This window comes from Hamadaea sp. NPDC050747, assembly GCF_040654195.1.
Taxonomy (GTDB): domain Bacteria; phylum Actinomycetota; class Actinomycetes; order Mycobacteriales; family Micromonosporaceae; genus Hamadaea.
In genome coordinates this window covers 100,215-125,553 of record NZ_JBFAHM010000001.1, presented here as the reverse complement: position 1 = coordinate 125,553, position 25,339 = coordinate 100,215, and the positions used below count along the sequence as shown (strand labels likewise).

25 protein-coding genes are annotated in these 25,339 nt (G+C 69.4%); 13 read left to right on the top strand and 12 right to left on the bottom strand.

Annotation, left to right across the window (positions count from 1 at the left end):
* Positions 1-43: 43 nt before the first annotated feature.
* The 6 genes from AB0H43_RS00650 to AB0H43_RS00625 all read left to right on the top strand — a co-directional run bounded on the left by AB0H43_RS00650 (position 44) and on the right by AB0H43_RS00625 (position 5,077).
* Positions 44-670, top strand: a complete 627-nt coding sequence (locus AB0H43_RS00650; RefSeq protein WP_359994322.1) for a hypothetical protein — start codon at positions 44-46, stop codon at positions 668-670.
* Positions 671-746: 76 nt separating this feature from the next.
* Positions 747-1,367 (top strand): hypothetical protein, encoded by a 621-nt coding sequence (locus tag AB0H43_RS00645; RefSeq protein ID WP_359994319.1) that lies wholly within the window; start codon positions 747-749, stop codon positions 1,365-1,367.
* A 10-nt stretch (positions 1,368-1,377) separates the two neighbouring features.
* Entirely contained in the window at positions 1,378-2,172 is a 795-nt protein-coding gene (locus AB0H43_RS00640) for an SDR family oxidoreductase (RefSeq protein WP_359994316.1), read from the top strand.
* Positions 2,173-2,205: 33 nt separating this feature from the next.
* Entirely contained in the window at positions 2,206-2,745 is a 540-nt protein-coding gene (gene pyrE / locus AB0H43_RS00635) for an orotate phosphoribosyltransferase (protein ID WP_359994313.1), read from the top strand.
* A gap of 67 nt (positions 2,746-2,812) precedes the next feature.
* Entirely contained in the window at positions 2,813-3,181 is a 369-nt protein-coding gene (locus tag AB0H43_RS00630; RefSeq protein WP_253758988.1) for a metalloregulator ArsR/SmtB family transcription factor, read from the top strand.
* A 225-nt stretch (positions 3,182-3,406) separates the two neighbouring features.
* The gene (locus AB0H43_RS00625; protein ID WP_359994309.1) at positions 3,407-5,077 is read left to right on the top strand and encodes a substrate-binding and VWA domain-containing protein; all 1,671 of its coding nucleotides are present in this window, start codon (positions 3,407-3,409) and stop codon (positions 5,075-5,077) included.
* A gap of 112 nt (positions 5,078-5,189) precedes the next feature.
* Here AB0H43_RS00625 and AB0H43_RS00620 read toward each other — a convergent pair whose 3' ends face one another.
* Together AB0H43_RS00620 and AB0H43_RS00615 are read right to left on the bottom strand one after the other, a co-directional pair.
* Positions 5,190-6,299 carry an LCP family protein gene (locus tag AB0H43_RS00620; protein ID WP_359994306.1) on the bottom strand — a complete coding sequence of 370 codons (1,110 nt, stop codon included), beginning with the start codon at positions 6,297-6,299 and terminating at the stop codon, positions 5,190-5,192.
* Positions 6,296-6,796: a SigE family RNA polymerase sigma factor gene (locus AB0H43_RS00615; RefSeq protein ID WP_359994303.1), complete on the bottom strand. Its 501-nt coding sequence runs from the start codon at positions 6,794-6,796 to the stop codon at positions 6,296-6,298. Before AB0H43_RS00615 ends, AB0H43_RS00620 begins: the two co-directional genes overlap by 4 nt.
* A 106-nt stretch (positions 6,797-6,902) precedes the next feature.
* On the opposite strand from AB0H43_RS00615, the gene AB0H43_RS00610 reads away from it, so the two are divergent.
* The 3 genes from AB0H43_RS00610 to AB0H43_RS00600 all read left to right on the top strand — a co-directional run bounded on the left by AB0H43_RS00610 (position 6,903) and on the right by AB0H43_RS00600 (position 9,367).
* Positions 6,903-7,604: a VTT domain-containing protein gene (locus tag AB0H43_RS00610; RefSeq protein ID WP_359995694.1), complete on the top strand. Its 702-nt coding sequence runs from the start codon at positions 6,903-6,905 to the stop codon at positions 7,602-7,604.
* Positions 7,605-7,712: 108 nt separating this feature from the next.
* Entirely contained in the window at positions 7,713-8,738 is a 1,026-nt protein-coding gene (gene fbaA / locus AB0H43_RS00605) for a class II fructose-bisphosphate aldolase (protein WP_359994300.1), read from the top strand.
* 110 nt (positions 8,739-8,848) lie between these two features.
* Positions 8,849-9,367 carry a hypothetical protein gene (locus AB0H43_RS00600; protein WP_359994297.1) on the top strand — a complete coding sequence of 173 codons (519 nt, stop codon included), beginning with the start codon at positions 8,849-8,851 and terminating at the stop codon, positions 9,365-9,367.
* Here AB0H43_RS00600 and AB0H43_RS00595 read toward each other — a convergent pair.
* Together AB0H43_RS00595 and AB0H43_RS00590 are read right to left on the bottom strand one after the other, a co-directional pair.
* Positions 9,364-10,023 (bottom strand): hypothetical protein, encoded by a 660-nt coding sequence (locus AB0H43_RS00595; RefSeq protein WP_359994294.1) that lies wholly within the window; start codon positions 10,021-10,023, stop codon positions 9,364-9,366. The genes AB0H43_RS00600 and AB0H43_RS00595 overlap by 4 nt on opposite strands.
* Positions 10,024-10,053: 30 nt before the next feature.
* On the bottom strand, positions 10,054-11,223 hold the full coding sequence (locus tag AB0H43_RS00590; RefSeq protein ID WP_359994291.1) for a hypothetical protein: 1,170 nt from the start codon (positions 11,221-11,223) through the stop codon (positions 10,054-10,056).
* A 526-nt stretch (positions 11,224-11,749) separates the two neighbouring features.
* Between AB0H43_RS00590 and AB0H43_RS00585 the strand changes: the two genes are divergently transcribed.
* Complete coding sequence (locus tag AB0H43_RS00585) at positions 11,750-12,154, top strand: DUF3151 domain-containing protein (RefSeq protein ID WP_359994288.1); 405 nt, start codon at positions 11,750-11,752, stop codon at positions 12,152-12,154.
* Here AB0H43_RS00585 and purD read toward each other — a convergent pair.
* From purD to AB0H43_RS00565, 4 genes are all read right to left on the bottom strand, one after another.
* Entirely contained in the window at positions 12,151-13,377 is a 1,227-nt protein-coding gene (purD, locus tag AB0H43_RS00580; protein ID WP_359994285.1) for a phosphoribosylamine--glycine ligase, read from the bottom strand. The two genes, AB0H43_RS00585 and purD, sit on opposite strands and share 4 nt — an antisense overlap.
* Before the next feature lie 143 nt (positions 13,378-13,520).
* On the bottom strand, positions 13,521-14,456 hold the full coding sequence (locus AB0H43_RS00575) for a type IV toxin-antitoxin system AbiEi family antitoxin domain-containing protein (protein ID WP_359994282.1): 936 nt from the start codon (positions 14,454-14,456) through the stop codon (positions 13,521-13,523).
* A 257-nt stretch (positions 14,457-14,713) separates the two neighbouring features.
* Positions 14,714-16,486 carry a chromosome partitioning protein gene (locus AB0H43_RS00570; RefSeq protein ID WP_359994280.1) on the bottom strand — a complete coding sequence of 591 codons (1,773 nt, stop codon included), beginning with the start codon at positions 16,484-16,486 and terminating at the stop codon, positions 14,714-14,716.
* Positions 16,487-16,719: 233 nt separating this feature from the next.
* Positions 16,720-17,676: a hypothetical protein gene (locus tag AB0H43_RS00565; RefSeq protein ID WP_359994277.1), complete on the bottom strand. Its 957-nt coding sequence runs from the start codon at positions 17,674-17,676 to the stop codon at positions 16,720-16,722.
* A gap of 169 nt (positions 17,677-17,845) precedes the next feature.
* Between AB0H43_RS00565 and AB0H43_RS00560 the strand changes: the two genes are divergently transcribed.
* On the top strand, positions 17,846-19,135 hold the full coding sequence (locus tag AB0H43_RS00560; RefSeq protein WP_359994274.1) for an adenylosuccinate synthase: 1,290 nt from the start codon (positions 17,846-17,848) through the stop codon (positions 19,133-19,135).
* A gap of 262 nt (positions 19,136-19,397) precedes the next feature.
* Here AB0H43_RS00560 and AB0H43_RS00555 read toward each other — a convergent pair whose 3' ends face one another.
* From AB0H43_RS00555 to AB0H43_RS00545, 3 genes are all read right to left on the bottom strand, one after another.
* Positions 19,398-20,951, bottom strand: coding sequence for an AMP-binding protein (locus AB0H43_RS00555; protein ID WP_359994271.1), 1,554 nt, complete (start codon positions 20,949-20,951; stop codon positions 19,398-19,400).
* A gap of 253 nt (positions 20,952-21,204) precedes the next feature.
* The gene (locus AB0H43_RS00550; RefSeq protein WP_359995692.1) at positions 21,205-22,419 is read right to left on the bottom strand and encodes an acyl-CoA dehydrogenase family protein; all 1,215 of its coding nucleotides are present in this window, start codon (positions 22,417-22,419) and stop codon (positions 21,205-21,207) included.
* Positions 22,419-22,871 (bottom strand): SCP2 sterol-binding domain-containing protein, encoded by a 453-nt coding sequence (locus tag AB0H43_RS00545; RefSeq protein ID WP_359995689.1) that lies wholly within the window; start codon positions 22,869-22,871, stop codon positions 22,419-22,421. The genes AB0H43_RS00550 and AB0H43_RS00545 overlap by 1 nt, the downstream gene beginning before the upstream one ends.
* A gap of 113 nt (positions 22,872-22,984) precedes the next feature.
* Here AB0H43_RS00545 and AB0H43_RS00540 point away from each other — a divergent pair, with 113 nt between their 5' ends.
* Positions 22,985-23,575: a TetR/AcrR family transcriptional regulator gene (locus AB0H43_RS00540; protein WP_359995687.1), complete on the top strand. Its 591-nt coding sequence runs from the start codon at positions 22,985-22,987 to the stop codon at positions 23,573-23,575.
* Here the strand turns inward: AB0H43_RS00540 and AB0H43_RS00535 are convergent.
* Positions 23,562-24,497, bottom strand: a complete 936-nt coding sequence (locus AB0H43_RS00535; RefSeq protein ID WP_359994268.1) for an HlyD family efflux transporter periplasmic adaptor subunit — start codon at positions 24,495-24,497, stop codon at positions 23,562-23,564. The genes AB0H43_RS00540 and AB0H43_RS00535 overlap by 14 nt on opposite strands.
* Positions 24,498-24,673: 176 nt before the next feature.
* Between AB0H43_RS00535 and AB0H43_RS00530 the strand changes: the two genes are divergently transcribed.
* Positions 24,674-25,240 carry a hypothetical protein gene (locus AB0H43_RS00530; RefSeq protein WP_359994265.1) on the top strand — a complete coding sequence of 189 codons (567 nt, stop codon included), beginning with the start codon at positions 24,674-24,676 and terminating at the stop codon, positions 25,238-25,240.
* The last annotated feature ends 99 nt before the right edge of the window (positions 25,241-25,339 follow it).

The following is a 25,339-nucleotide window of genomic DNA, read 5'->3' as shown; positions in this document are numbered from 1 at the left end:
GCTGGGCCTGAGAAAATAGCCCCGGTTGGGTACGGTGTGGCGCATGACCTTGCCACCCCCACCCCCGGTCGCCGTGGTGGAACCGGAGCGACCCCCGCGTCCGGCCGTGGTGACCACCGCCGGTTTCCTGCTCTACCTGCTCGCCGCGCTCCAGGTCATCGGGCTGCTCGTCAGCATCCCGACCTACCAGGCGATGGGCGACGTGTTCCCCGAGGTCTACAAGGGCACGCCGATGGAGGACTCCGCCGGCGCGATCATGGGCGTCGCCATCGGGTTCGGCGCGCTCATCGTCGTGATCTTCGCGGCCGGCTTCATCACGCTGGGCATCCTCGACCTCAAGGGCAAGCAGCCCGCCCGGATCATCACCTGGGTCATGGCCGGGCTGCTCCTGTGCTGTGCCGGAGCCGGCGCCGCCACCGGTGGCTCCGGCATGTCGTTCAGCGGTCAGTCCACCAGCAACGGTGTGGACCCCGAGGAGCTTCAGCGTCGGCTGGAAGCGGCCACGCCGGGCTGGGTTCAGCCCGTCTCCATCTCGCTGAGCGCACTGCAGGCGCTGATCGCGCTGGCTGTCGTCATCCTCTTGGCGCTCCCGGCGGCCAACGCGTACTTCCGCAAGCCTGCCCCGAACGCCGGGTGGGCCCCGCCGTATCCGACGTATCCCACGACCTGACCTGCCGAAACGTCTGCGCCATCCCATCCCCTCGGGTTAGTTTCGTCCTGTTAGAACTGACTCGGGGGGATGGTTCATGTCGAGCTACGGCCCGCCGGCGGTGCAGCCGGTCCGCAAAGCGCCGGCGGTCGTCGTCACCGCCGCGATCGTCCTGTTCGTGCTCGGGCTCCTCGGCCTGATCAACGGGATCGTCAGCCTCGCTTCGCTGGGATCCACCGTCGACCGGTTCCGCGTCCTGGCCGACGGCCTCGGCGTATCGCCGCAGAAGATCGACGACCAGATCACCCAGCTGCGCGTGCAGACGATCCTCGGCGGGGTGATCGGTCTGCTGATCGCCCTCGTGCTGTTGGCTCTGGCGTACTTCCTGCTCAAGGGCAGCAATGCCGCCCGGATCACCACCTGGGTGCTGTGCGGCCTCGGCGCCCTGTGCTCGTGCTGCAGCGGCGTCGGGCTCATCTTCCTCGCCAACCTCGACCGGATCAACGTCGAAGGCGACCAGCAGGCCCAGGAACAGGTGGATCTGGCGCGCGCGATGGCCGACGCCGTGCCGGGCTGGCAGGTCGGGTTCGGGGGAACGGCCGCGGTGCTCCAGTTGCTCGGTTACCTCGCGGTAGCCATACTTCTCGCGATGCCGGCCGCGAACGCCTTCTTCCGCAAGGTCATCCCGGGGTGGCAGCCACCCGCTCCCACGACGTGAGGATGACGCCATGGCGCCGACCGCTCTGATCACTGGTGCCACGGCCGGCATCGGCGCCGCGTTCGCCCGCGACCGCGCGGCCGCGGGCATGGACCTCATCCTGGTCGCCCGGGACGCTGCGCGGCTCGACTCGTTCTGCGCGGAGCTTTCTCAAGAACATGGCGTACGCGCGACGGCGGTCCCGGCCGACCTGACGAAGCCGGCGGGGCTGGCCGCGGTCGAACAGGTGCTCACAACCGAACCGATCGACCTGCTCGTGAACAATGCGGGACTCGGACTCAACAAGTCCTTCCTTAAGTCCGATGTAGAGGATGAACTTCATCTGCTGAACCTGAACATCGTCGCAGTGATGCGTCTCACTCATTCCGCGCTCCCGAAGATGGTGGAGCGTGGAAAAGGCGCGATCGTGAACGTCTCATCGGTCGCCGGATTCGCCGCGACAATGCCGGGTTCGACCTATCCGGCCAGCAAGGCATGGGTGACGAGTTTCAGCGAAGCGGTCGGCATGCTCGTCAAACACCGGGGCGTACGCGTCATGGCGTTGTGCCCCGGATTCACGCGTACCGAATTTCATGAGCGCGCCGGGATCGCGGCGCATCAGATGCCGGGCTTCGTCTGGCTCCGCGCCACCGACGTCGTCCGGCAGGGCATGCGTGACCTGCAAAAAGGCAAGCTCGTCAGCGTGCCGAGCGTCCGCTACAAGGTCGCCGTCGGCGCCCTGAAGATCACGCCGCGGGCCGTGTTGCACCGCGTCATGCCGCGTGGAGCGAAGAGCATGGGCCGGACTGTCGGTGACTCCCAGTAAGACTCCCAGGTGGCATGCGGTACAGTCGGCAGCATGTCGGATCGCGAAGACCTCCGTAAATTCATCACTGACCTAGCGGTGGTGCATGGACGGGTGATCCTCTCGTCCGGAGCGGAGGCCGACTACTACCTCGATCTGCGCCGCATCGCCTTGCACCACGCCAGTGCTCCCCTGGTCGGACGGGTTCTGCTGGACCTCGTCTCCGACTGGGAATACGACGCCGTCGGCGGCCTGACGCTCGGCGCGGACCCGGTCGCGGCGGCGATGTTGCACGCCAGCGCCGGCACGGATCGACCGGTCGACGCGTTCGTCGTACGCAAGGCGGGCAAGGCACACGGGCTGCAGCGCCGGATCGAGGGACCAGACGTCGCCGGTCGCCGGGTCGTCGCTGTGGAGGACACCTCGACTACGGGGAGTAGCGTTCTTACCGCTGTCGACGCGTTGCGGGAGGCCGGTGCGGAAGTGATCGGCGTTGCGGTTATTGTCGATCGAGGCGCCGGCGATGCGGTTCGAGCAGCTGGTCTGCCGTACCGCGCCGCTTTCACCCTGTCCGACCTCGGATTGAGTCGGTAGCACATCTTTAGACTTGGACCTGCTAATATGCAGACAAGTCAATTGTTCACTTGGAAGGATGGAGTAAGTGGGAACTGCCCTGGTGGATAACCCATTGCCCCCCGTCTCGCCGCTCGCCGGTGAGCCCATCGAGAAGGCGGACGCGGAGCGCCTCGCCGGGGTCCTCAAGGCTCTGGCCGACCCGGCCCGCCTGCGCCTGCTGAGCCTCATCCAGTCCGCGCCGGAGGGTGAGGCCTGCGTCTGCGACCTGACCGCTCCGCTCGGTCTGTCCCAGCCCACTGTGAGCCACCACCTGCGCATCCTGACCGAGGCCGGTCTGCTCAACCGGGACAAGCGCGGTGTCTGGGCTTACTACAGCCTGGTTCCGTCGGCGATCGCCACCGTGGCCGAGCTGCTGACGCCGCCTCGGAAGCGCGCCACGAAGAAGGCCCGCTGAACTTCGTCGGCGAATCGCGCAAACGATTCCGACGAACTACGGCATCACCGAAGGGAGCGCCTGCGAGCGAGGCGCTCCCTTCGTCGTATTCCAATGCGTTCTTCACCCGGCCGAGATCCGGGTGTTGCGCGAAATTCATTCGCCTCTAAGCTGTGGGCTTCGAGCGCGACCGGTCTCCCCACCGGCACCGTTGGAGCCGGTCCGGGCCGCGCGACGAGGTGAGACATGGCAGGGCGGCATCGCCCCCGGCGTGGACCGGGACAGCTCACCCTGGCGGTAGCCGGAGCCACCGTGCTCCTGCTGGGCCTGGGAATAACCGTGAAGACAGTGACGGCGGACGCGGACGGGTGCGGCACCAGCACCGGTACGCGGCTGGTCGTCGCGGCGGATCCGGCGATCGCCCCGGCGCTCATCGAGATCGCCAACTCCTGGCAGCAGACGGCGGCCAAGGACGCCGCCTCGTGCGTCAAGGTCGAGGTGCAGCCCCGCTCGTCCGCCGAGATGGCCAACGGTCTCGGCACCTACTCCGGTGGCACGGTGGACATCGGGCGCAGCCCGGTCCCCACGCCCACCGAGGCCGACCTGCCGGCGGTGTGGATCCCCGACTCCTCGGCCTGGCTCGGGCGCGTACGCGCGGTCGACCGGGACGCCTTCGATCTGGTGACGCCGTCGGTGGCCATCAGCCCGGTCGTCGTCGGGATGCCGGAGGTGTTGGCGCGGCAACTCGGCACCGGGGCACTGGACGCCAAGGCGATGGGCGCGATCCTGGCCGACGGCAAGGTGAAGCTCGGCATGACCGATCCCCGCCGCGACACCGCGAGCCTCGTTGGCGCGATGCTGCTCAAGGACGTCGTCGTCACCGAGGACTCGGATCTGCCCAGACTCGTCGGCGCGTTCCGGCTCCGGGTCAACACCGACAAGGCGTACGCGGACGCGAAGGACCTGTTCACCGGATTCGCCACCGGCCTCGGCGCGGCGCCGCTGAGCGAGCAGGCGGTGATCCAGTACAACGCGGGCAATCCGGCGGTGAAGGTGGCCGCCGTCCCCCTGGCCGTCGAACCCACATTGGACTTCCCGTACGCCGTCCTCGCCCAGAAGACGCCGAAGGTGCGTACGGCGGCCGAGGCGTTCCGGTCGGCGCTGACCGGTGAGGCGTACGCCGACGTGCTGGGCCGCCACGGCCTGCGTACGCCGTCGGGCGCGGCCGGTCCGGGGTTCACCGTCGGCCACGGGGTGACCGCGTCGCCGGCGCACGTGCAGCCGGTGACCGACATGACTTCCGTACGCACGACGCTCAGCATCTGGGTGGCGGCCAAGACGCCGTCGAAGGTCATCACCCTGGCCGACGTGACCTCGTCTATGAGCCTGCCGCTGAACGCCTCCGGCAAGACCCGGCTGAAGCTGATGCAGGAGTCGGCGACCCACGGGCTGACCTTGTTCACTTCGGACAGCCAGCTCGCGCTGTGGGGCTTCGCGGGACGGGGTACGCAGCCCCTCGTCCAGATGGGCACGCTGGACAAGACTCAGCGCCAGAAACTCGACCAGACCATGCAGTCGGCGCACTTGGCCGGCACCGACGAGTGTCCGCTGTTCGAAGCGCTGCTCTCCGCGTACAAGTCGTTGAAGGCCTCGTATGACCCGGAGCGTTCGAACACGATCGTGGTCTTCACCGACGGCCGGAGCAACCTGGCCGGCGGCCTGACGCTGGCCAAGGTGAAGCTGGAGCTGGAGGCGCTCGCGGACGTGGCGCGGCCGATCCGCGTGATCCTGCTGGGCATCGGGTCCGCGGACCTGACGGAACTGACGCAGATCGCGGAGATCACCGGCGGCGGCGCCTTCCCCCTGACCGACGCGCGGCAGCTGGATCAGATCTTCCTGAAGGCGCTGCTGGCCTGACCCGCTCAAGCGTGATCATCGCGCCGGCCATGCTGTTTCGGCGGACATTTCGCCGAGTGAAACGACATGGCCGGCGCAATGATCACGCGCGGGCGGGCGAGGTGGGCGAGGGCTAGCGAGTGAGGACGAGCTGTGGGTGGGTGGTGGCGAAAGCGGGCAGCGTGCCGCTGCCGAGCGCCGCGAGCAGTGCCTTGCCCTCGGCGCTGAGGCCCTCACCGCTTTGGGTGCCCGGGCCGTCGTACCGGACGTAGGTGTTCGACAAGGACATCGGCACGATGTCGGCCGCGGTCAGGCCGCTCAGCTGGGCCGCCAGCGCGACCGGGCTGGTCTCGCCGAGGTCGAGCCGCAGGCCCTGGACCTTGAGCAGACTCGCGAGCCGACCGGCGTCGGTGAGCACGTTCAGCTGGGCGAGCTTCGCCGCGACACCGACGAGCACGCGCTGCTGATTGCGGTCCCGTTCGTAGGAGCCGTTGGGCAGCCCGTACCGCGTGCGCATCAACAAGAGCGCGTCGCTGCCCGTCACCGTGTGACAGCCGGCCGGCAGGACCTTGTCGCCCGGCTGCTTCTGCTGGGTCAGCCGGAGCGTGATCGCGGCCGGCAGGCAGACCTGTACGCCGCCGAGCGCGTCGACGATCTGCCGGACCGAGCTGTACTCCAGGACCGCGCCGCCGTCGAACACCGCCCCGCTGAGCTGCCGCAAGGTTTGCTCGCTGAGGTGAAGTCCACCTTGCCAGCCGGCGCCGTGCTGCGAACCGAAGTAGAACGCGGAGTTCACCTTGTCCCGCCCCCCGAGGTAGCCGCTGGCGGAAAACGCCGGGATGTCCACGATCACGTTTCGGTCGATCGAGATCGTGTAGATCTTCTTCCGGTCGGCCGGAATGTGCACGATCAGGATCGTGTCGCTCCGGGATTCGTTCTCCCCCCAGCTCGCGCGCTTGTCGGAACCGAGGATGAGCAGATTCAGATCTCTCTGGGCGGTGGGGCCGGTTGCGGACGCGGCGACGTTCGCCACGTCCGCCGGGGTGACCCCCGCTCGCTGGGCCAGCCAGACCGGCACCGCTATCGCCAGCGCCACCGCGGCGGCGAGGCCGCCGGTAAGCGCCCGCGTGCGGCGCCGCCGCCTCCGGCGTACCTCTTGATCGATCGACTCTCGCAAGTCCTGCACGTCGGGTGCCTCCGCTTCGTGGCGGGCGAACGCGGCCCGGACGTCCTCCTCGTTCACCGTGATCCTCCTGAGACGAGACCCGGGGTCATCCGGGTGCGGAGCGTGGCGAGTGCCTTCGAGATGTAGCCGCGTGCGGTGCCGACGGTGCACCCGAGCGCCTCGGCGATCTCGGCGTCCGGCAGATCCTCGTAGAACCGCAGGACCAGCGCGGCCCGCTGCTGCCGGGGCAACCGGGCCAAGGCCTGCCAGACCAGGTCCCGGTTCGCCGCGCCTTCGGCGAGATCCGCCGGTACGCGTACCTCGGCGCCGGCGTCCGAGCGCAGGAGCACTCGCCGCCACCAGGAACCGCGTCGCCAGTCGACGTAGATGTTGATCATCATGCGCTTGACGTACGCCTCCGGCGAATCGGCGCGGCCGACCTTCCGCCACTGCAATTGAGCCCGCACCATGGTTTCTTGCACGAGATCCTGAGCGCTGTGGGCGTCGCCGGTCAGCATCACGGCATACCGGGCAAGGGATGCCAGACGCGTCGCCGCGAACTCCTCGTAGGTCACATCCACCTCCTCCGCCTCACTAGACGTGCGTCACATCGCAAAAGCTTGCCCGGTACCCTTGGTCGGCGTGAAGACGAGTGAGAGCGTGCTGGCGGCCGGTGAGTCCATGGGATTCAACCCGCTCAATCCGATGGACTACCTCGAGTGGATGGGGCCGAGTTGGGCTCTCGTCGGCGTACTGGCGATCATCTTCGCCGAGACCGGCCTGATGGTCGGCTTCTTCTTCCCGGGTGACTCGCTGCTGTTCCTGACCGGCGTCGCGGCGTCGTCGGCCGCGCCGGAGGTCATCGGCTGGCAGATCCCGATCATCCCGCTGCTGATCTTCGCCCCGCTCTGCGCCATCGCCGGCGCCCAGTTCGGGCATTTCCTCGGCGCGCGCTACGGGCGCAAGATGTTCGACAAGCCAGACTCGAAGCTCTTCAAGCGGGAGTACGTCGAGAAGGCCGAGCACTACTTCCAGAAGTTCGGGCCGCGCAAGGCGATCGTGCTCGCCCGGTTCATCCCGATCGTGCGGACCTTCATGAACCCGGTGGCCGGCGTCCTCGAGGTCCCGACCCGGCAGTTCTTCATCTGGAACTGCGTCGGCGCGATCCTCTGGACCGACGGCATCCTGCTGGCGGCCTACTTCTTCGCCCAGGAGATCATCGACGCCATCGGCGGGCCGGACAAGATCGACAAGTACATCCTGCCCTTCGTCTTCCTCATCATCTTCATCTCCCTCATCCCGGTCTTCATCGAGATGTGGCGTACGCGCCAGGAGAAGAAGCGCAATCGGCAGCGCGGCAAGCACGAGCGCATCGCCGCCTGAGCCTACGGGTTCACAGGCCCGGCTGCGTGCGGAGCCACCGCATGCGCGATACTCCAGATGACGAAGGACAGCGCGGTCCCCGCAGTTCAACGGCTAGGAGCAGCAGAGATGCCTATTGCCTCACCCGAGATCTACGCCGAGATGCTCGATCGCGCCAAGGCCGGCGCCTTCGCCTACCCGGCGATCAACGTGACGTCTTCCCAGACCCTCAACGCGGCGATTCGGGGCTTCGCCGAGGCGGAGAGCGACGGCATCATCCAGGTCTCCACCGGTGGCGGTGAGTACCTGTCCGGCCCGACCGTCAAGGACATGGTCACCGGCTCCGTCGCGCTCGCCGCCTTCGCCCACGAGGTCGCGAAGAACTACGGCGTGAACATCGCGCTGCACACCGACCACTGCCCGAAGGACAAGCTCGACAAGTTCGTCCGGCCGCTGCTGGCGATCTCCACCGAGCGCGTCCAGAAGGGCGAGAACCCGCTGTTCCAGTCCCACATGTGGGACGGCTCCGCGGTGCCGCTGGCCGAGAACCTCCAGATCGCGGAGGAGCTGCTCGCCCTGACCGCGGCCGCGAAGGTGGTCCTCGAGGTCGAGATCGGCGTCGTCGGCGGCGAGGAGGACGGTGTCGTCGGCGCGATCGACGAGAAGCTGTACACCACGATCGAGGACGGTCTGGCCACCGCGGCGGCGCTGGGCATCGGCGAGAAGGGCCGCTACATGGCGGCGCTCACCTTCGGCAACGTGCACGGCGTCTACAAGCCGGGCAACGTGAAGCTGCGGCCGGAGATCCTCAAGGAGATCCAGGACGCCGTCGGCGCCAAGTACGGCAAGGAGAAGCCGTTCGACCTGGTCTTCCACGGCGGTTCGGGCTCCCTGCCGCAGGAGATCAGCGACGCGGTGGACTACGGCGTGGTGAAGATGAACATCGACACCGACACGCAGTACGCCTTCACCCGCCCGGTCGTGGACCACATGTTCAAGAACTACGACGGCGTGCTGAAGGTCGAGGGCGAGGTCGGCAACAAGAAGCTCTACGACCCGCGCTCGTGGGGCAAGTCGGCCGAGGCCGGTCTGTCCGCCCGCGTCGTCGAGGCCTGCCAGCAGCTCCGCTCGGTCGGGACCTCGCTCGGCAAGTGATTGCTTGATCGTTCTATAACGGGGGCCGCGCCACAGGTGTGCGCCCCCGTTTTTTGTGCCTGATTGGGTAGGATCGTCCGGTCCATAGTCGGTTGGGGGGAGGGTCGATCGTGCTGGGAATCGAGGGATACGAGCCGATCTGGCATCACGACGCCCAGGCCCTGGCGGCCGCCCACCGCGCACGCTTCCAGGAGGTCATCGGCCAGCCGTTGGTGGGCTCCTGGCTGATGTGGGACCTCGACGCGCACGCCTGGTTCACCAGCGGCCCGGTGGTCCTCGGCTTCCCCGACGCCAACATCGAGATCACGCACCGCAAGTTCGACGAGTGCGCGATCAGCTGGGACACCATCGACATGCAGGCTCCGGTCGACTGGCCCGGGCTGCGGCTGGACTGGTGGAGCGACACCCATCCCACCGTCGTCGAGGCGCGCGGCCGCGTACTGCGAGCCGTCAACCTCATCGAACGGGTGATGTCGGCGCACTGGCGCCCGACCGCGCTACACGCCGTCGAGCTGATCTTCGACGGCGTACGCCTGGAGCTGTTCAACGCGATGGACGAGAACGGGATCTCCGGCGAACCCGAGGTGGTCCTGCCGGTCGGCCGCTGGACCCGAATCCCGATCGCCTAGTAGCCCGCCGTCTCCAACTGACCGCGTGCCTTGACGAACTGATCCTTCAGCGCCGCCGCCTTCATCCCGAAGAACTCGATGAACGCGTAGGACCCGGAGTCGACCCAGACGCACGAGGCGACCGCGCCACCCGAAACAGTCGAGTCACCACAGGCGGCCCGCCCGCCCAGCGGTCCGGGCGCGACCTCGGTGAGCGTCAAACCCTTGCGCTGGCTCTCCAACGCCGAGGTGACCGTCGTGAAGAGATGGTCGGGGTCGACGACGACGCCCTGGACGGCGAGCACGAAGACGACGTTCTTCTTGGCGAAGGACCCGTAGTAGGTCGACGCGACCTGACTGGTGGCCGCCTCGGCGGCGCGCTGCGTGGCGGCGGCCTTCTCCGCCGACTCCAGCAGCGTCTTGTCGGTCGTCTTCGCTCGCCCGAGCAGGGTCTTCGGCAGGCGTACCACAACCGAACGCGCGGACCGGGCGCTCGGCGAAGCGGAACCGGACGGCGTGGTCGTGACGTCGAGCGCGGTCGGATCGCCGGATCGCGCGTCGCGCCGGGCCAGCAGCGCGCCCGCGGCCGCGCCCAGACAGCTGAGCAGGACCACGACGAGCGGCAACCCGATCCACAGCATCAGCCGGGAACGCGGGGCGGGCTCGGGGGTCGTCACGGGGGCGAGCATACCCATCGTGTGCGAGCGTCAGTCGAGCAAGAGCTCAGCGGCCTCGTCGACGTCGTCGGTGACGTGGATGAGGTCGCTCAGGTCGCCCAGCGGTGAGCTCCGCAGCAGCGGCGCGAGCAGTGAGGCGACCGGCAGCTCCTCCGTCCAGAATCGACGGCCGAGGAACACGTAGGGTCCGGACGGGCTGACGGTCCCGTAGAACGTCATCGTGGTCGCCTGGAAAACCTCCTGCACCGTGCCGGCCCGGCCCGGGGCGAACACGATGCCGCCCCGCGACAACTTGAGGATGACCTCCTCGCGAGCGGCGTTGCTGAACAGCTTGGCGATCCGGGCCGCGAACAGGTTGGCCGGCTCGTGCCCGAAGAACCACGTCGGAATGGCCAAGCCGCCGGCCTGCTCCCAGCTCGCCGACGGCGGCGGGGCATAGACGTCCCGTACGCGCAGCGCCGCCGCCGTGTAGTCCTGCGCGGCGTGGAAGTCCGGTTCGGCGGCGAGATCGTCGATCGCCGCCGTCAGCTCGTCCAGCGACCGCCCGGCCAGGTACGCCCCCAGATTGGCGGCCTCCATGACACCGGGGCCGCCACCGGTGAGCACCAAACGGCCGGCCCGCGCCAGGCGCCAGGCCAGTGCGGCCGCATCTCGGTAGCCCGGCGAACCGCGATTCTCGGCGTGCCCGCCCATGATCCCGACGACGCTCGCCGCGCCGTGCCGTTCGATCCAGCCGGCGGACACTCCGGCCAACGCGTTCTCGATGCCGTGGTCGTGGATCCGCTGAGCCAGCGCCTCCCGCAGATCCGGGTTGGCCCCGCCCCGGTCCAGATAATGCCGGTAGACGACGGTGTCGTACATCGCGTCGAAGCCGCCCGCGGCGAACCCCGCGGCCAACTCGTCCGGCGTGTACAACTGCGACGGCTGAGTCGGGAACGGCGTGTCCGGGAAAACCGGGACGACATGCGCCCCGCGCCGGATCAGCTCCAAGACCTGACCGTCCCGCAGGGCGCAGCCGACGAACAGCGCGTCGGCGACCTCCACGTCGGCCAAGTCGATCTCGTGCAGATCCAGCCCCTGCACCGTCAACCGGGACAGCGTGCCTCGCTCGACGTGAAGCCGCAGCTCCTCGAAGGACTCGATCTCGTCGGGGCTGTGGTCGATCGGCGTGATGACCTCGGGCCGGGGCGTCGGTGACACGCGCCGAATCCTAGCCGCCCGGTTCCACCGGGAAGCGTTCGTCCGGTCCCAGCGGGAGTCCCTGCCCGGTCCCGGCGGAAAGCCCCGTCGGTTCCAGTGCGGGGTCCGAGGAGGGACGAGGCCCGGCGGTGAACCGCCGGGCCTCGCTTACCGGGTCCTGGGGAGGCTCCGGACCTCCAGTTATACGCGGCTTGCGCGACGACCAGTACCGGCCGCTCGCGGGACGGCCCGCTCATCCGAACGCGTGGCGAGATCGCGCCGAACGGGGGCACCCGCCGGGGCAACCACGTCAACCGAGTCCATGACCAGGGCGTACTTGCCGCCGGGTGCTACGGCATCCCCCGCGCCACCGCCGTCACCGCGGTCGTCGTCAATCTGACCGCGACCCAGCCGACGCGGGCGGGGCATCTAACGGCGTAGATCACCGTCTACAACGGAGGATCGGGGACCGTGCATGCGGTCGCCGGCATCCTCGGCTATTACATTTCCTGAAGGCGAGCGCGGGCGCTCGGGTAGGTTGGAGATCATGCAAAACCTGCTGCCCGAACCCCCGGCCACCCTGCTGCCCGCCGACCCGGCCGCGGCCGATCTCACGGCCGACCTCGACCCGGCCACGGTGGCGGCCAACCACCCCGCCTCCTCGGCCGCGTGGGCCGCCCTCGCCGCTCGGGCGCTCACGAACGGCGAACCGGTCACCGGCTACGCCTTCGCGCGTACCGGCTATCACCGAGGGCTCGACCAGCTGCGCAAGGCCGGCTGGCGCGGCTCGGGCCCGGTGCCGTGGGCACACGAGCCCAACCGCGGCTTCCTGCGCTGCCTGCACCTGCTGGCCGTGGCGGCCGACGCCATCGGCGAGGCCGACGAGGCCGCCCGCTGCGCCCAATTCCTGCGCGACTGCGATCCGGCGGCCGCGGACGCCCTCGCGGGCTAACTCCCGGCGGCCTTCAGAGCGATGTCCGTGCGGAACTGCATGCCGTCCATCTTGATCTGCTCGACCAAGTGGTACGCGTTGAGCCGCGCCTCGGCGAGGTCACGTCCGGTCGCAGTGCACGCCAGCACTCGGCCGCCCGTCGAGAGCAGTGCTCCGTCGCGTACCCCTGTGCCCGCGTGAAAGACCCCCGCGGTTTCGGCGCCGGTGATCACGTCGCCGAGCCGCGGCTGGGCCGGGTAGCCCGCGGACGCGACCACGACGGTGACCGCGCTGTCCGCGGACCAGGACAGCGGGGGATGCGCGGCGAGTGAGCCGGACGCGGCGGCGAGCAGCAGCCCGGCCAGCGGCGTCTCCAGCAGGCTGAGCACGACCTGGGTCTCAGGGTCGCCGAAGCGTGCGTTGAACTCGATGACCTTGGGCCCGGCCGCGGTGATCGCGAGCCCGACGTAGAGCAGCCCGGCGAACGGCGTGCCCCGGCGCCGCATCTCGGCCAGCGTCGGCTCGACCACGGTACGCATGACCGTGGGGACCAGGTCGGCGTCGGCCCACGGCAGCGGAGCGTAAGCGCCCATGCCGCCCGTGTTGGGGCCGGTGTCGCCGTCACCGATGCGCTTGAAATCCTGCGCCGGGAGCAGCGGCACGGCGGCCTCGCCGTCCGTCACGACGAACAGGGAGACCTCCGGGCCGTCGAGGAACTCCTCGATCACCACCCGACCACACTCACGGGCATGCCGGACCGCCAGCTCGCGATCATCCGTCACGACGACGCCCTTGCCCGCCGCCAGACCGTCGTTCTTGACGACATACGGCGCCCCGAACGCGTCGAGTGCCGCGGCGACCTGCTCCTCGGACTCGGCGGTCACCGCACCGGCGGTCGGCACGCTCGCGGCGACCATGACGTCCTTCGCGAACGTCTTGGACCCCTCCAACTGCGCGGCGCTCTTGGACGGGCCGAACGTCGGAACGCCCCGCTCGCGGACGGCGTCGGCGACCCCGGCGACCAGCGGCGCCTCCGGGCCGATCACGACGAGATCTGCACCCTCCCGCACGGCAAGCTCCGCCACCGCCGCCGGATCCATCAGATCCACCTCAGCCAACCGGGCGACCTGGGCGATCCCCGGATTCCCGGGCGCGGCCACCACCTCGGAGACCGCCGGATCCCGGGCGAGCGAAGCAGCGAGGGCGTGCTCGCGCCCCCCAGTCCCGATGACGAGTACGCGCATCCCCCGACCCTACCGGGACCCCCCCTGCCACCCCCTTGCCCCTCCCACCCCCCACCCCACCCCCACCCCCCACCCCGTCTCGCCCCGTTGATCATGGAGTTAACTGTGGTGTCGTCGGTGTGTCGGGACCGGAAACTCCATGATCAACGGGGCGGACGTTGGTTGATCATGGATTGGATCAGCGCTGGAAGGTAGCTCGGTCGCGTGACGTCGTCCCAGGTGAACCGAACGACGCGGTATCCGGCCCGAACAAGATCGTTCTGGCGGCGCCGGTCTCGATAAAGGGCCTCTGGCCGATCGTGGAATGCCGCCCCGTCCGCTTCGGCGATCAACCGCGGCCGGCGCCACAGCATGTCTGCGCGTCCGAGAAAGCGACCGTCCTCCGCGAAGATGTCGACCTGCAGATCATCTGGAGGTACGCCGCCGTCCACGAGGCGAAGCCGGCCGATGGATTCCAAAGGAGACTCCGCCCGGGCGTCAGCTTCGGCGGCGAAAGCCCGAGCGAGCACGGCACCGCGTCGGCGATAGAAGGAGGAGAGCAGACGATCAAGGTCCTCGGTCGTGAGCACCTTGCGATTCAATGCCGCGTCCAGGGTGGCGATCGCCTCCATTCGACGGGTGGTGAGAAGGATGTCGCTGACCGTCCGCAGCGGATTCGTCGCGGGAATGCCGGCAACGTGCTCGATCTGTTCCAGCGGCAGCGTCCATTGGTGGATCTTGATGCTGCGGTCGAGGATCCGCTTCGGCGCGGCCGCCTGAGGCGGTATGGCGAACTCCAGGGGAGTCCCCGTGGCCTGCCAGCCAGGAATGTGATGGAGGAGCGCGGCGGTCTTGCGAACCGCCACCGAGTGCGGGCCAAGCGCGAGGTGAGCCGCGCGGATGAGGATCTCATCGGCGAGATCGGCGGCCATCGTGTCGCCCTGGATGAGGTATACGCCGCGAAACAGCCGCCGCCATCGTCCCGATCGAACCAGCCGCTCTATCTCGGTACGCCCAAGTCCCGAGTCCAGGGCTTGTGCGGCGGTGAGGATCCAGTTCTGTCGCTGGGCGGTATCCCAGGCCGTTCGGGTCCATGGCATGCGCCACTTTGCGTCGCGCGCTCGGTCGAGGGCAGCCGAGCGTGACTCCGGATTGTGGATAGCCGAACGATGTGGAACGTTCGGCACGATCGTTGATCATGGAGTTGACCACCTCGACACATCGGCGAGACCTCAGTTAACTCCATGATCAACGAGCCGAGCGGGGGTGAGCGGGGCGAGGCGGGTGAGGGCCGAGCGGGGGTGAGCGGGGCGAGCGGGGGGCGAGGGGGGCGAGAGGGGGGCGAGAGGGGGTGGGGTCAGAGGCCTGCGGCTACGGCGGCGGCGACTTTCAGCCAGGCGTCGGCGGTGGACGCCGACAGCCGGGTGTACGCGATCGGCTCGCCGGTGTCGATGATCCGCTCGTACGGCACGCGCAGCACGGCTCGCGTACGCGACGCGAAGTGCCGTTCGATGCTGGGCACGTCGAGTTCTCGCTGGCTCTGCGGCATCGAGATGACGGTGACGGCGTTGCGCACTGTGCGTACGCGGCCGGTCTGCTCCAAGTGGTCCAGCATGCGCGCCGCCGTCTCGGCGGAGTCGTTGCGGGCCGACATGGTCACCACGAGCTGATCGGTCGCGTCGACGGCGGCCTGCCAGTTCGGGGCGCGTACGTTGTTGCCGGTGTCCACCACGATGATCTTGTAGAACCGGCTGACGACGTCACGGATGTCGCCGAAGGCGACCTCGGTCAGCATCTCGCCGGCGGTCGCCGACTCGTCCGAGGCGAGCACCTCGAACATGCCTTCGCCCTGGCCGCGTACGTAGTGGGACAGGTCGCCGACGCGTCCCTGCGAACCTTGGAACAGGTGCAGGTCGCGGAGCAGGTCCCGGACCGTACGCGAGTGGAAGTCCTGCTGCGCCCGCATCCCCAGGGTGCCCTGGGTCTCGTTGTTGTCCCAGGCCAGTACGTAGCCGCCGCGACGCTGACCGAACGTCATCGCGAGCATCAGGACGGCCACCGTCTTGCCCGCGCCGCCCTTCGGGTTGACCACCGTGATCTGGCGTAGCCCGCCGAAGTTGCGCCGGACGAGGTCGACGTCGGCCAGGTACTCCTGCTCCCGGCGGCCCGGCGGCAGGGTGATCAGGCCGAACGTCGATTTGCGCAGCCCGCCGCGGAAACCCCGTTCGGCCTGCGGCTCCGGTCGTCGCTCGGTACGCCGCCGCGCGAACTCCTCGGCGGTGATCGGGCGTACGGCGGGTCCGGGCTGCTGGTGCGGGCCGAGTCGGTAGGGCTCCTGAGGCGGATGGTCGGGCGTCCACCCGCTCTCGACGTCGGGTGATCCGGCCGGCGAGGACTCCCGGGCGGGCGAGAACCCGGTCGGCGAAATCTCCGGGGGCGGCGCGAAGTCCGGAGCAGGCGGGTACTCCGAAGAAGGCGAATACCCGGGGGACGGCGGCAGCTCTGGTGACGCAGTCGGCTCGAGGTCCGCCTCGTAGTGCTCGAGGTCCGCCTCGTAGTGGTAGACGGGTTCCTCGGCCGGCGGCTGCGGCCAGTACGCGGGCGGCCCAGCGAAGCCCGGCCCGTCAGCCGGAAAACCCGAAGAAGCCGAAGCCGCCCCAAAAGCCGGAGAAGATGGAGAAGCTGCCGAAGACGGAGCTGCCGGAGAAACCGGGCGCGGCATCGGCGCCGGCGGAACCTGATGCGGCACCCCGTGGAGCGGCTGGATCTGTGGCCGGGGCTGGGCCTCAACGTCGGCTGCTTCGCCCCGGCCGACCATCGGGTACTGCGACGAGGGCGGCTGGGCCCAAGCGGATTCCGGCGCCTGCGGGAGGTCCTGCGGCATGGGCGGCACGTACTGGGTGGGGAGATTCGGCTTCACGCGCTGCGGCAGGGCGACCGGCACTCCGGCCCGCGCGGTCGCGGCGTCCGCTGCCGGTGGGGCGTAGATCGCCGGCTCGTCCAGTGCCGGTTCCGGGTCGGACGATGTCGGCTGAGTGGGCGCAGTAGCGGAAGGCGGGGCGGTAGCCGGCGGGGCGGGGAGCGCCGGCTGGGCCGGTCGAGCGGGTTGCGCGTTCAGGGCCGCTGCCATTGGTCCGCTGCCCGCCTCGGCCGCCTGTTCCGGACCTGGCCAGGCCCCATCCGGCCGGGGAGTCCGGGACGCTGCTCTCGGCGTACCCCTTGGTTGTGCGGACGAGACGGACCCGACGCCGGGGCGCGGCGCCGGAGCCCCGTCTTCCTCGTCCTCGGGCCAGAATTCTTCATCCACGCAGGCAAGGGTAGCGATCCTGGGCGCGCGCGCCACCCCTCGTGATCATTTCGCGACTAGCTGTACACGGCCCAGGCCTGGCGCTCCACCCACCACGACCGCTTGCGGGTCAGCTCGCCGGTCACGCCGTCCTCCACGAAGGGCAGCGTCTCCTCGGCGGCGAGCCGCGGTGTGATCGAGACCGCGCGCCCACGCGCCCGGCGAACCTCGATCCGGTGGGCGTCGCGGCCGAACCGTCGCTTGACCAGGGCCGGAACCGCGATGCCTACCTCGACCACGCCGTCGGCCGGATCCGGCGCGACGACCAGGTCGACGCCGTCGAGCCGCGCGTAGCCGTCCGCGACAGTCACCGCGCAGGCCAGTACGTCCTCCGCGCCGTCGGTCAGCACCAGGTCGTCGACCTCCACCCGGCCGCGGAACGGCACCGACCGGCCGTGCTGATCGGCCGCGCCGAGCAGCACGCCGTCGATCACCACCGAGCCGCCGTCCTGGCGCAGGAGGTCCAGCCGCCGCACCCGGTCCGCGAGCACTGCTCGCGCGACGTCCGCGGGCTGTCGCGGCAGGCCGAGGCGCGCGGCCAGGTCTCCACCGGCATTCGCATCAAGCGGGAGTACGCCCAGCGCGGGCAGATCGGGGAGCGTCCGGTCAGCGGGCAGGTCCGCCGGTCGCTTCGACGGCGGCGGGGCGTACCGGCGAACCAGTCGCCGGACCACGTGCCGGAGCTGGGAATCGGCCGCCACCGCCACGATCAGGCGGACCTTGGTGTCGGGATCAGGCCGGCGCAGCCCCTCGGGCTCCTCGGGCGCGTCGAAGCGCGCCAGCACCTCGTCGATCGCCTCGTCGTGGTACGCCGTCACGGTCTCCACCCGAGCGCCCGCCTGCTTGAGGGCGTCGGCGCAGTGCAGGACAGGCGTCCGGACCGCAGTCTTGGGGGCGTCGTGACCGCAGGCGCCACAGTCGCCGCCGCAGCCCGATGGGGGCTCCTCCAGCGTGAGGATGACCACGTCATACACGACGGCGCTCTCCTTCGTGGGCGATGACGCACCTTCGCGCGCCGATCCTGATCGACTTGTTAGCCTGACACCCCGGGTAGACGTGATCGCGTCTCACCTGGGTACCGGCCGCACTCCGGCGGCGTCGCCGCCGCACGGGGACGACCATATCGCCGAGGAGGCGACAGCGATGCCAGCGATAGTGCTGATCGGCGCGCAATGGGGCGACGAGGGCAAAGGCAAGGTTACCGACCTGCTCGGCGACCGTGTTCAGTACGTCGTCCGGTACTCCGGCGGCAACAACGCCGGACACACCATCGTCACACCGGACGGCCAGAAGTACGCCCTGCACCTCATGCCTTCCGGCGTACTCTCGCCGACGGCCCAGATCGTCATCGGCAACGGCGTCGTGATCGACCCGAAGGTGCTGCTCGCCGAGGTCGACGGGCTCACCGAACGGGGCATCGACTGCGAGCGCCTGCTGATCTCGGCGGACGCGCACCTGATCATGCCGCACCACCGGGCCCTCGACCGGGTCGTCGAGCGATACCTCGGCTCCGGCCGCATCGGCACCACCGGACGCGGCATCGGCCCGGCGTACGGCGACAAGGTGTCGCGGATGGGCATCCGTGCCCAAGACCTCCTCGACCCCGGCATCCTCCGGAAGAAGCTGGACCTCGTCCTGCGCGAGAAGAACCAGGTTCTGGTCAAGGTCTACAACCGCAAGGCCATCGACGTCGAAGCCGTCTACCAGGAATACCTGGGGTACGCCGAGCGCATGGGCCCGTGGATCACCGACACCCGTTCGGTCCTCTGGGAGGCGCTCGACCGGGGCGACACGGTCTTCATGGAAGGCGCCCAAGCCACCATGCTCGACCTCGACCACGGCACGTATCCCTTCGTGACCTCGTCGAACCCGATCGCGGCGGGCGCCTGCGTCGGCACCGGCATCCCACCGACCCGGCTCAACCGGGTCATCGCGGTCGCCAAGGCGTACCTGACCCGGGTGGGCTCCGGCCCGTTCCCCACCGAACTGCACGACGAAGTGGGCGAACGCATCCGCAAACTGGGCCAGGAATACGGCACCACCACCGGCCGCCCCCGGCGTACCGGCTGGTTCGACGCCGTCCTCGCCCGGTACGCCGTGCGCCTCAACGGCGTCACCGACCTGGTCGTCACCAAACTCGACATCCTCAGCGGCCTCGACCAGGTGCCCGTCTGCGTGGGCTACGAGATCGACGGCAAGCGCGTCGAAGACATCCCGATGACGCAAACCGACTTCCACCACGCCACCCCGGTCTACGAAAACCTCCCGGGATGGTGGGAAGACATCTCCGAAGTGCGTGAGTTCTCCGACCTCCCCGCGAACGCCCAGTCCTACATCCACCGGCTGGAAGAACTGTGCGGCACGCGGATCTCGATGATCGGAGTCGGACCAGGCCGCGACGCGAACATCATCCGCCACGACCTCCTGTCCTAACGCTCCCCGCGGCCTCGCCCTGTCCGCGCGGCCTCGCCCTGTCCGCGCGGCCTCGCCCTGTCCGCGCGGCCTCGCCCTGTCCGCGCGGCCCCGCCCTGTCCGCGCGGCCCCGCCCTGTCCGCGCGGCCTCGCCCTGTCCGCGCGGCCTCGCCCTCTGACGCGTTGCCCCGCCCTCTGACGCGTTGATCATGGAGTTAACTGAGGTATCGACGGTGTGTCGAGGGGGCAAACTCCATGATCAACGCAGGAGAGGGCCGGGGGATCACCGCAGGAGGCGGGGGATGACCTTGCCGGTGGCGGTCCGGGGCAGCTCCCGCAGGAACACCACATCCCGCGGTACGCAGAAACGCGCGAGGTAGTGCCGCACGTATTCGCGTACGGAGTCGGGGTCGAGGTGTTCGCCGGGGTGCAGGACGACGTAGGCCGCGAGTCGTTGGCCGAATTCGGCGTCGGGTACGCCGACGACGGCGACTTCGCGTACTTGCGGGAGTTGGCCGATCAGTTCTTCGACCGGCCGGGGGAAGACGTTCTCCCCGCCCGAGATGATCATGTCGTCGGCTCGGCCGTCCACGTAGAGCAGTCCTTGCTCGTCGAAGTGGCCCAGGTCGCCGGTGCCGAGCAGGCTGACTGCATTCTTGGCGTCTCGGCCGAGAGCCTCCCCGGCGTTCGGGGTGGCTTCGCGGTGGGAGGTGTACCCCTCGAAGAGCATGTCGTTGCGGACGTGGATCTCGCCGATCTGCCCCGGGGGCAAGGGCTGTCCCGCCCGGGAGCGGATCTCGACCGTCGTGCCCAGCGGCGGCCGGCCGGAGGTTCGCGGGTCCCGGCGCATGTCTTCGGGGGTCGCGATGGACACCCAGGACGCTTCGGTGCTGCCGTAGAGGTTGTAGAGGCAGTCCCCGTACGCGTCCATGAACCTCGTCGCGAGCCCGCCTGGCAGGGCGGAACCGCTCACAGCGACGACCCGGGGAGTCACGCCGGGGGTGGGGGTCGCCTCCAGGAGCCGTTGCAGCATCACGGGCACCGCGATCAGGCCTTGGCAGTCGAGGTCGCGGAGGGCGGCGATCGTGCTCAGCGGCTCGAACCGGCGTTGGAGGACGAGGGTCGCGCGTAGGCCGAGGGCGACCTGCAGGGCGGCCAGACCCCAGGTGTGGAAGAGCGGCGCGGCGACGAAGATCCGGTCGCCGACCTTCAGCGGAATGCGGTCCAGCACGCTGGCCAGGGGCCCGAGCCCGCCTGGGGTCTTGCGCCGGGCACCCTTCGGGGCCGCGGTGGTGCCCGAGGTCAGCACGATCAGGCGACCGGCTCGCGAGGGCGGCGTCAGCTTGCCTGGCGGCGCGTCGGCGATGAGCTTCTCCACGCCGACCTCGTTCAGCGCCGGTACGCCGGGGATCAGCTCCATCAGGTCGTTGTCGGCGATCACCAGCTCGATGCGCTGGTCGTGGGCGACGGCGTCGATCGCGGCGGCCGACAAAGCCGGGTTCAGCAGCACGACTTCGGCGCCGAGGGCACAGCCGGCCACCATCGCGGCGATCATGCCCGAGTGATTGCGGGCCAGCACCCCGATCCGCCCGCCGACGCCGATCCCGTGGCGTACGCGCAAGGCCAGCGCCAGCCGCTCGGACCGGTCCCACAGCTCGGCGTACGTGTGGCTGCCCTCGGGATCGATGACCGCGACGTGATCGGGTGACCGTTCCGCCGCGGCCCGTAGCTCGCCGGCCACCGAGAAGCCCCAGCGCCTGAGCGTCGCGAGCTGGGAGACGATCTTGCCGGGCGGACCCGGGTTGAGCAGTCCCCGCTTTGCCAGCACCCAGAGCATCCGCAGCCTCCACCTTCCGCGTTGATCATGACCCAAGGTCCGGTTCGCCGCCCCGAACCCCTTGATCACATCGGCGCCGCCACGAGAACGTTTCATTACCGATGGGTAACAACATGACGCATGGCGGCGTAGATCACAAGGGGCGACCCATCGCATCGTGTGCCAGTGCGCGATCCGCCCGGCCATGAACGAAAGCCGGGCTTGTGGATAAGTGCTCCACAAACCCGGCTCTACACGCCGGACCCGAAACGGATCAGCGTAGAGGCATGCCGGAGATGGCACGCGCGATGACGAGGCGCTGGATCTCGCTGGTCCCCTCGAAGATCGTGTAGATCTTGGCGTCGCGGTACCAGCGCTCGACCGGGTGCTCCCGGGTGAACCCGGCCCCGCCGAGGATCTGGACCGCCCGCGACGTCACGTCGACGGCCACCTCGCCCGCCTTGAGCTTGGACATCGAGCCCTCGCCCGCGGAGAACGGACGGTTGTTGCGGCCCATCCAGGCCGCCCGCCAGACCAGGAGCCGCGCGGCGTCGATCTCCATCTTCATGTCGGCCAGGGCGAACGCGATGCCCTGATTCTCGATGATCGGCCGGCCGAACTGGACCCGCTGCTTGGCGTAGTCGAGGGCGTACTCGTAGGCCGCACGCGCGATGCCGAGCGCCTGCGCGCCGACGGTCGGCCGGGACAGCTCGAAGGTACGCATGGAGGCCTGTCCGCCCGAGCGCTCGCCGGAGCGCGCCTTGGCCAGCCGCTCCTCCAGCCGCTCGCGCCCGCCGAGCAGGCAGGACGAGGGGAGCCGGACGTCGTCGAGGAACACGTCGGCGGTGTGCGAGGCCCGCAGGCCCAGCTTCTTCAGCTTCCGGGTCGAGTGCAGTCCGGGCGTGCCGGGCGGGACCACGAACGCGGCCTGGCCCCGGCTGCCCAGCGACGGGTCGACGGACGCGGTGACGACGTGCACCGCGGCGATCCCGCCGTTGGTGGCGAACGCCTTCTGCCCGTTGAGCACCCACTCGTCGGCGGCCTCGTCATACACCGCACGCGTACGCATGGCGGCGACGTCGGAGCCCGCCTCCGGCTCGGTCGAGCAGAACGCCGCGACGGCCGGGTCGGACTCGGTGCCGAAGCACTGCGGAACCCACTCGGCAAGCTGCTCCGGATCGCCGTTGCCGAAGATCGCCGCGACCGCCAGCGAAGTGCCCATGATGGACATCGCGATGCCGGCGTCGCCCCAGAACAGCTCCTCGTTGGCCAGGCACATGGACAGTCCGCTGGGATCGGCCCAGGCGTTGGCGAGGAACTCGAAGCCGTAGAGCCCGATCTTCGCGGCCTCCTGGAGCACCGGCCAGGGCGTCTCCTCGCGTTCGTCCCACTCCGCGGCAGCGGGGCGCACGGCCTCGGCGGCGAAGCCGTGCACCCAGTCGCGAAGCTCGCGCTGTTCGGAGTTGAGGTCGAGCGAGAACTCCACGATCAGGCCTTCGGGATGCTGAACAGGTTGGCGATGTTGGAGGCCAGCGCGAGGTCGCCCTTGGCCTTCAGCTTGCCCGTCATGAACATCATGACCGGGTTGCCGTTGCCGGAGACGACCTTGAGGAAGTCGACCGGGCCGACCGTCAGGGCGAGCTTCGGGTCGTGCTGCGGGGTCTCCGACAGGGTGCAGGCGCCCTTGGAGATGACCAGCTCATACGTGTCGGCGCCGCCGTCCGGGGCACCGGTGATGCTCCAGTGGATCACGGCCTCGGTGTTGCCGGCCCGCTCTGGGCGGAACAGTGCCGGCATGCGGCGGAAGATCTCGTCGAGCACCTTCGGCCGCAGCTCGCCGCTCATGACCTCGGCGATCTGCGCGTCCGGCGCCGACTTGACGAGCTGGGCGAACGCGCTCGGGTCGAGCGAGGAGAAATCAGAGAGGTCGAAGTCGGGCATCATGTCCTCCGTCACGCTGAGCTTGATAACTTACTCGTGCGTAACCTTACGCGCGAGTAGGTAAGGTGGCAAGGGTGGGGAAACGACTGCCGCGCAGCGTGCGGGAACAACAGATGCTCGAGGCCGCCGTCCGGGTCTTCGCCGAGCGTGGATTCCACGCCGCGACGATGGACGAGGTCGCGGAGCGGGCCGGCGTGTCGAAGCCCATGGTGTACGCGTACCTGGGCACCAAGGACGAGTTGTTCGTGGCGTGCCTCCGCCGGGAGGCCGGTCGGCTGCTGGAGGCCGTCGCCGGGGTGGTCGACCCGGAACTGTCCCCGGACGAGCAGCTCTGGCGGGGTCTGCGCGGCTTCTTCAGCTACGTCGGGGCGAATCGTGACGGCTGGGCGGTGCTGTTCCGTCAGGCCCGTACGCGAGAGCCGTTCGCCGGGGAGCTGGCCCGGATGCGCCGCGGCATGGTCGGCGTGATCGCGGAGAAGCTGGCCGGCGCGTTACGCGCCCGGGGCCGCGACGTGCCGGCGGATGAGCTGCAGACGATGGCGCTCGCCCTGGTGGGCGCGGGCGAGGCGTTGGCGGACCGGCTCGTGGAGACCCCGCACGAGGAGCCCGAACGCACCGCCACCCGGCTGATGAACGCGATCTGGCTGGGCGCCGAGCGGCAGCTCGACGGCGAGATCTGGAAGCCGTCGGCTACGACGCGCTGACCGTCACGTTGGCGCTCTGTCCGATGAGGATGCCGTCCGGCACCGTGTCGAACGTCAGCACGACGGAGTAGGTGACCAGGTTGCTCGACGTCACCCCGGTCTGCGCGATCTCGGTGATCTTCGCGGTGAACTCCCCGTCGTGTCCCGGCAACGTGACCGTCGCCGACTGACCCATCGTCAACGAGACGACGTCGGACTCGCTGAACGACGCCTTTACCACCATGGTGGAGACCACGCCGATGGAGATGACGTTGCTCTTCGCGGTGTCGCCGACCTTGATGGAGACGGTGAGCACCTTTCCGGCCACCGGTGCGGTGATGACCGTGCCGGACAGCTCGCGTTCCGCCTTGGCCAGCGCGGCGGTCTTCGTGTTCACCGACTGCTTCGCCGACAGGATCGACGCGATGTAGTTCTGGCTCTGCCCGGTCTTGGCGGAGCCGCAGGTGGTGGCCGAACCGCCGCCGGTGCCACCGGTCCCGGTGGACGATGTGGACAAGCCGCTGGCGCCGCTCCCGCCGGAGGTGCTGGGCCGAGCGGCCGCGGTAGTGGCGCACGCCGACGGGCTGGCGCTGGCCGAGGCTTGGACGGCGGACAACGCGGCCTTGGCGTCGGCCAGGTCGTCCTCGGCCGACGCGACGGCCTCCTCGGCGTCGGACTGGTCGATCCGGGCCAGCTCCTGCCCCTTCGTGACGGTGTCGCCGGCCTTGACGGAGACCGAGCTGACCGTACCGCTGACCGAGAAGCTCAGATTCTGCGTGGTGATCGGCTGCACGGTCCCCTTGGCGGTCACCTCGCCGCTGGTGGCCCGTTCGACCGTCTGGTCCCCGGCGGTCGGCGTCGGCGTACTGCCGCCGGTGAGCATGACCGTCCCCGTCACGCCGAGCGCGGCCACGGCTGCCACGCCCGCCACGATCCAACGCATCCGATGTCCTCGCATGGTGCCGCAGTCTCGCCAGGCGTACTCGGGGGGCGCTTGGGGACGCCTCGGAGCAAGCTCAAAGGTGCGCGACGATCTTCGCCGACGATTCCGAGGCGTGTTTGAGGTTGCACCGAGCGTCCCCGTAGGTCGCCTCTCGATGCTGCCGGGCGGAGGTGGTCATGAAGGCACACATCAAGCGCACGCTCGGTGGATCAGTGGCGCTGGTGGTCGCGGCGTTCGCCCTCGCGGCGTGCGGCGGCTCCGGCGACGACTCCGGCTCCGGCGGCTCCGGTACGGACGCGATGTCGGCGTACCAGAAGTGCTTGTCGGACAACGGGGTCACGCTGCCCAGCAACGGTGCCCGCCCGACCAACCGGGCGTTCCCGTCCGGCAATCCCTCCAACCGGCCGACCGTACGCCCATCGGGCACGGCCTTCCCCGGTGGCGGCCAGGGCTTCCCCGGCGGTGGCAACGGCGGGTTCGTCCCGCAGGGCGTCGACGCGACGAAGTGGGCCGAGGCTCAGGAGAAGTGCTCGTCGCTGCGGCCGACCGGCCAGGGCGGTTTCTCCAACGGCCAAGGTGGCCCGGGTGGCGGTCAGGGCCGCGACGCGGCGTACCGCAACTGCCTGTCCGAGCACGGAGTGACCATTCAGGACGGTCAGACGCTCGACACGGCCGACGCCAAGGTGGTCGAAGCCGAGAAGGCCTGCGCCGTCCTCAAGCCGGCCGCAAGTCCGTCAAACTGACACTTGCGCGACAGCAGTCCTTCGCTACACACTAGGCTCCTGCCCCGACAGGCCCGGTTCCCCCGTGCTGCGCCTGCCGGGGCAGGCCATTTTCCGCCT

Excerpts from the sequence above, each read along its gene's own strand:
- AB0H43_RS00560 (WP_359994274.1), top strand. The coding sequence starts at position 17,846 with ATGCCAGCGATAGTGCTGATCGGCGCGCAATGGGGCGACGAGGGCAAA.
- AB0H43_RS00545 (WP_359995689.1), bottom strand. The coding sequence starts at position 22,871 with ATGCCCGACTTCGACCTCTCTGATTTCTCCTCGCTCGACCCGAGCGCG.
- AB0H43_RS00570 (WP_359994280.1), bottom strand. The coding sequence starts at position 16,486 with ATGGCAGCGGCCCTGAACGCGCAACCCGCTCGACCGGCCCAGCCGGCG.
- AB0H43_RS00555 (WP_359994271.1), bottom strand. The coding sequence starts at position 20,951 with ATGCTCTGGGTGCTGGCAAAGCGGGGACTGCTCAACCCGGGTCCGCCC.
- AB0H43_RS00640 (WP_359994316.1), top strand. The coding sequence starts at position 1,378 with ATGGCGCCGACCGCTCTGATCACTGGTGCCACGGCCGGCATCGGCGCC.
- AB0H43_RS00610 (WP_359995694.1), top strand. The coding sequence starts at position 6,903 with ATGGGATTCAACCCGCTCAATCCGATGGACTACCTCGAGTGGATGGGG.
- purD (WP_359994285.1), bottom strand. The coding sequence starts at position 13,377 with ATGCGCGTACTCGTCATCGGGACTGGGGGGCGCGAGCACGCCCTCGCT.
- pyrE (WP_359994313.1), top strand. The coding sequence starts at position 2,206 with ATGTCGGATCGCGAAGACCTCCGTAAATTCATCACTGACCTAGCGGTG.
- AB0H43_RS00650 (WP_359994322.1), top strand. The coding sequence starts at position 44 with ATGACCTTGCCACCCCCACCCCCGGTCGCCGTGGTGGAACCGGAGCGA.
- AB0H43_RS00575 (WP_359994282.1), bottom strand. The coding sequence starts at position 14,456 with ATGCCATGGACCCGAACGGCCTGGGATACCGCCCAGCGACAGAACTGG.
- AB0H43_RS00585 (WP_359994288.1), top strand. The coding sequence starts at position 11,750 with ATGCAAAACCTGCTGCCCGAACCCCCGGCCACCCTGCTGCCCGCCGAC.
- AB0H43_RS00540 (WP_359995687.1), top strand. The coding sequence starts at position 22,985 with ATGCTCGAGGCCGCCGTCCGGGTCTTCGCCGAGCGTGGATTCCACGCC.
- AB0H43_RS00625 (WP_359994309.1), top strand. The coding sequence starts at position 3,407 with ATGGCAGGGCGGCATCGCCCCCGGCGTGGACCGGGACAGCTCACCCTG.
- AB0H43_RS00645 (WP_359994319.1), top strand. The coding sequence starts at position 747 with ATGTCGAGCTACGGCCCGCCGGCGGTGCAGCCGGTCCGCAAAGCGCCG.
- AB0H43_RS00530 (WP_359994265.1), top strand. The coding sequence starts at position 24,674 with ATGAAGGCACACATCAAGCGCACGCTCGGTGGATCAGTGGCGCTGGTG.
- fbaA (WP_359994300.1), top strand. The coding sequence starts at position 7,713 with ATGCCTATTGCCTCACCCGAGATCTACGCCGAGATGCTCGATCGCGCC.
- AB0H43_RS00535 (WP_359994268.1), bottom strand. The coding sequence starts at position 24,497 with ATGCGTTGGATCGTGGCGGGCGTGGCAGCCGTGGCCGCGCTCGGCGTG.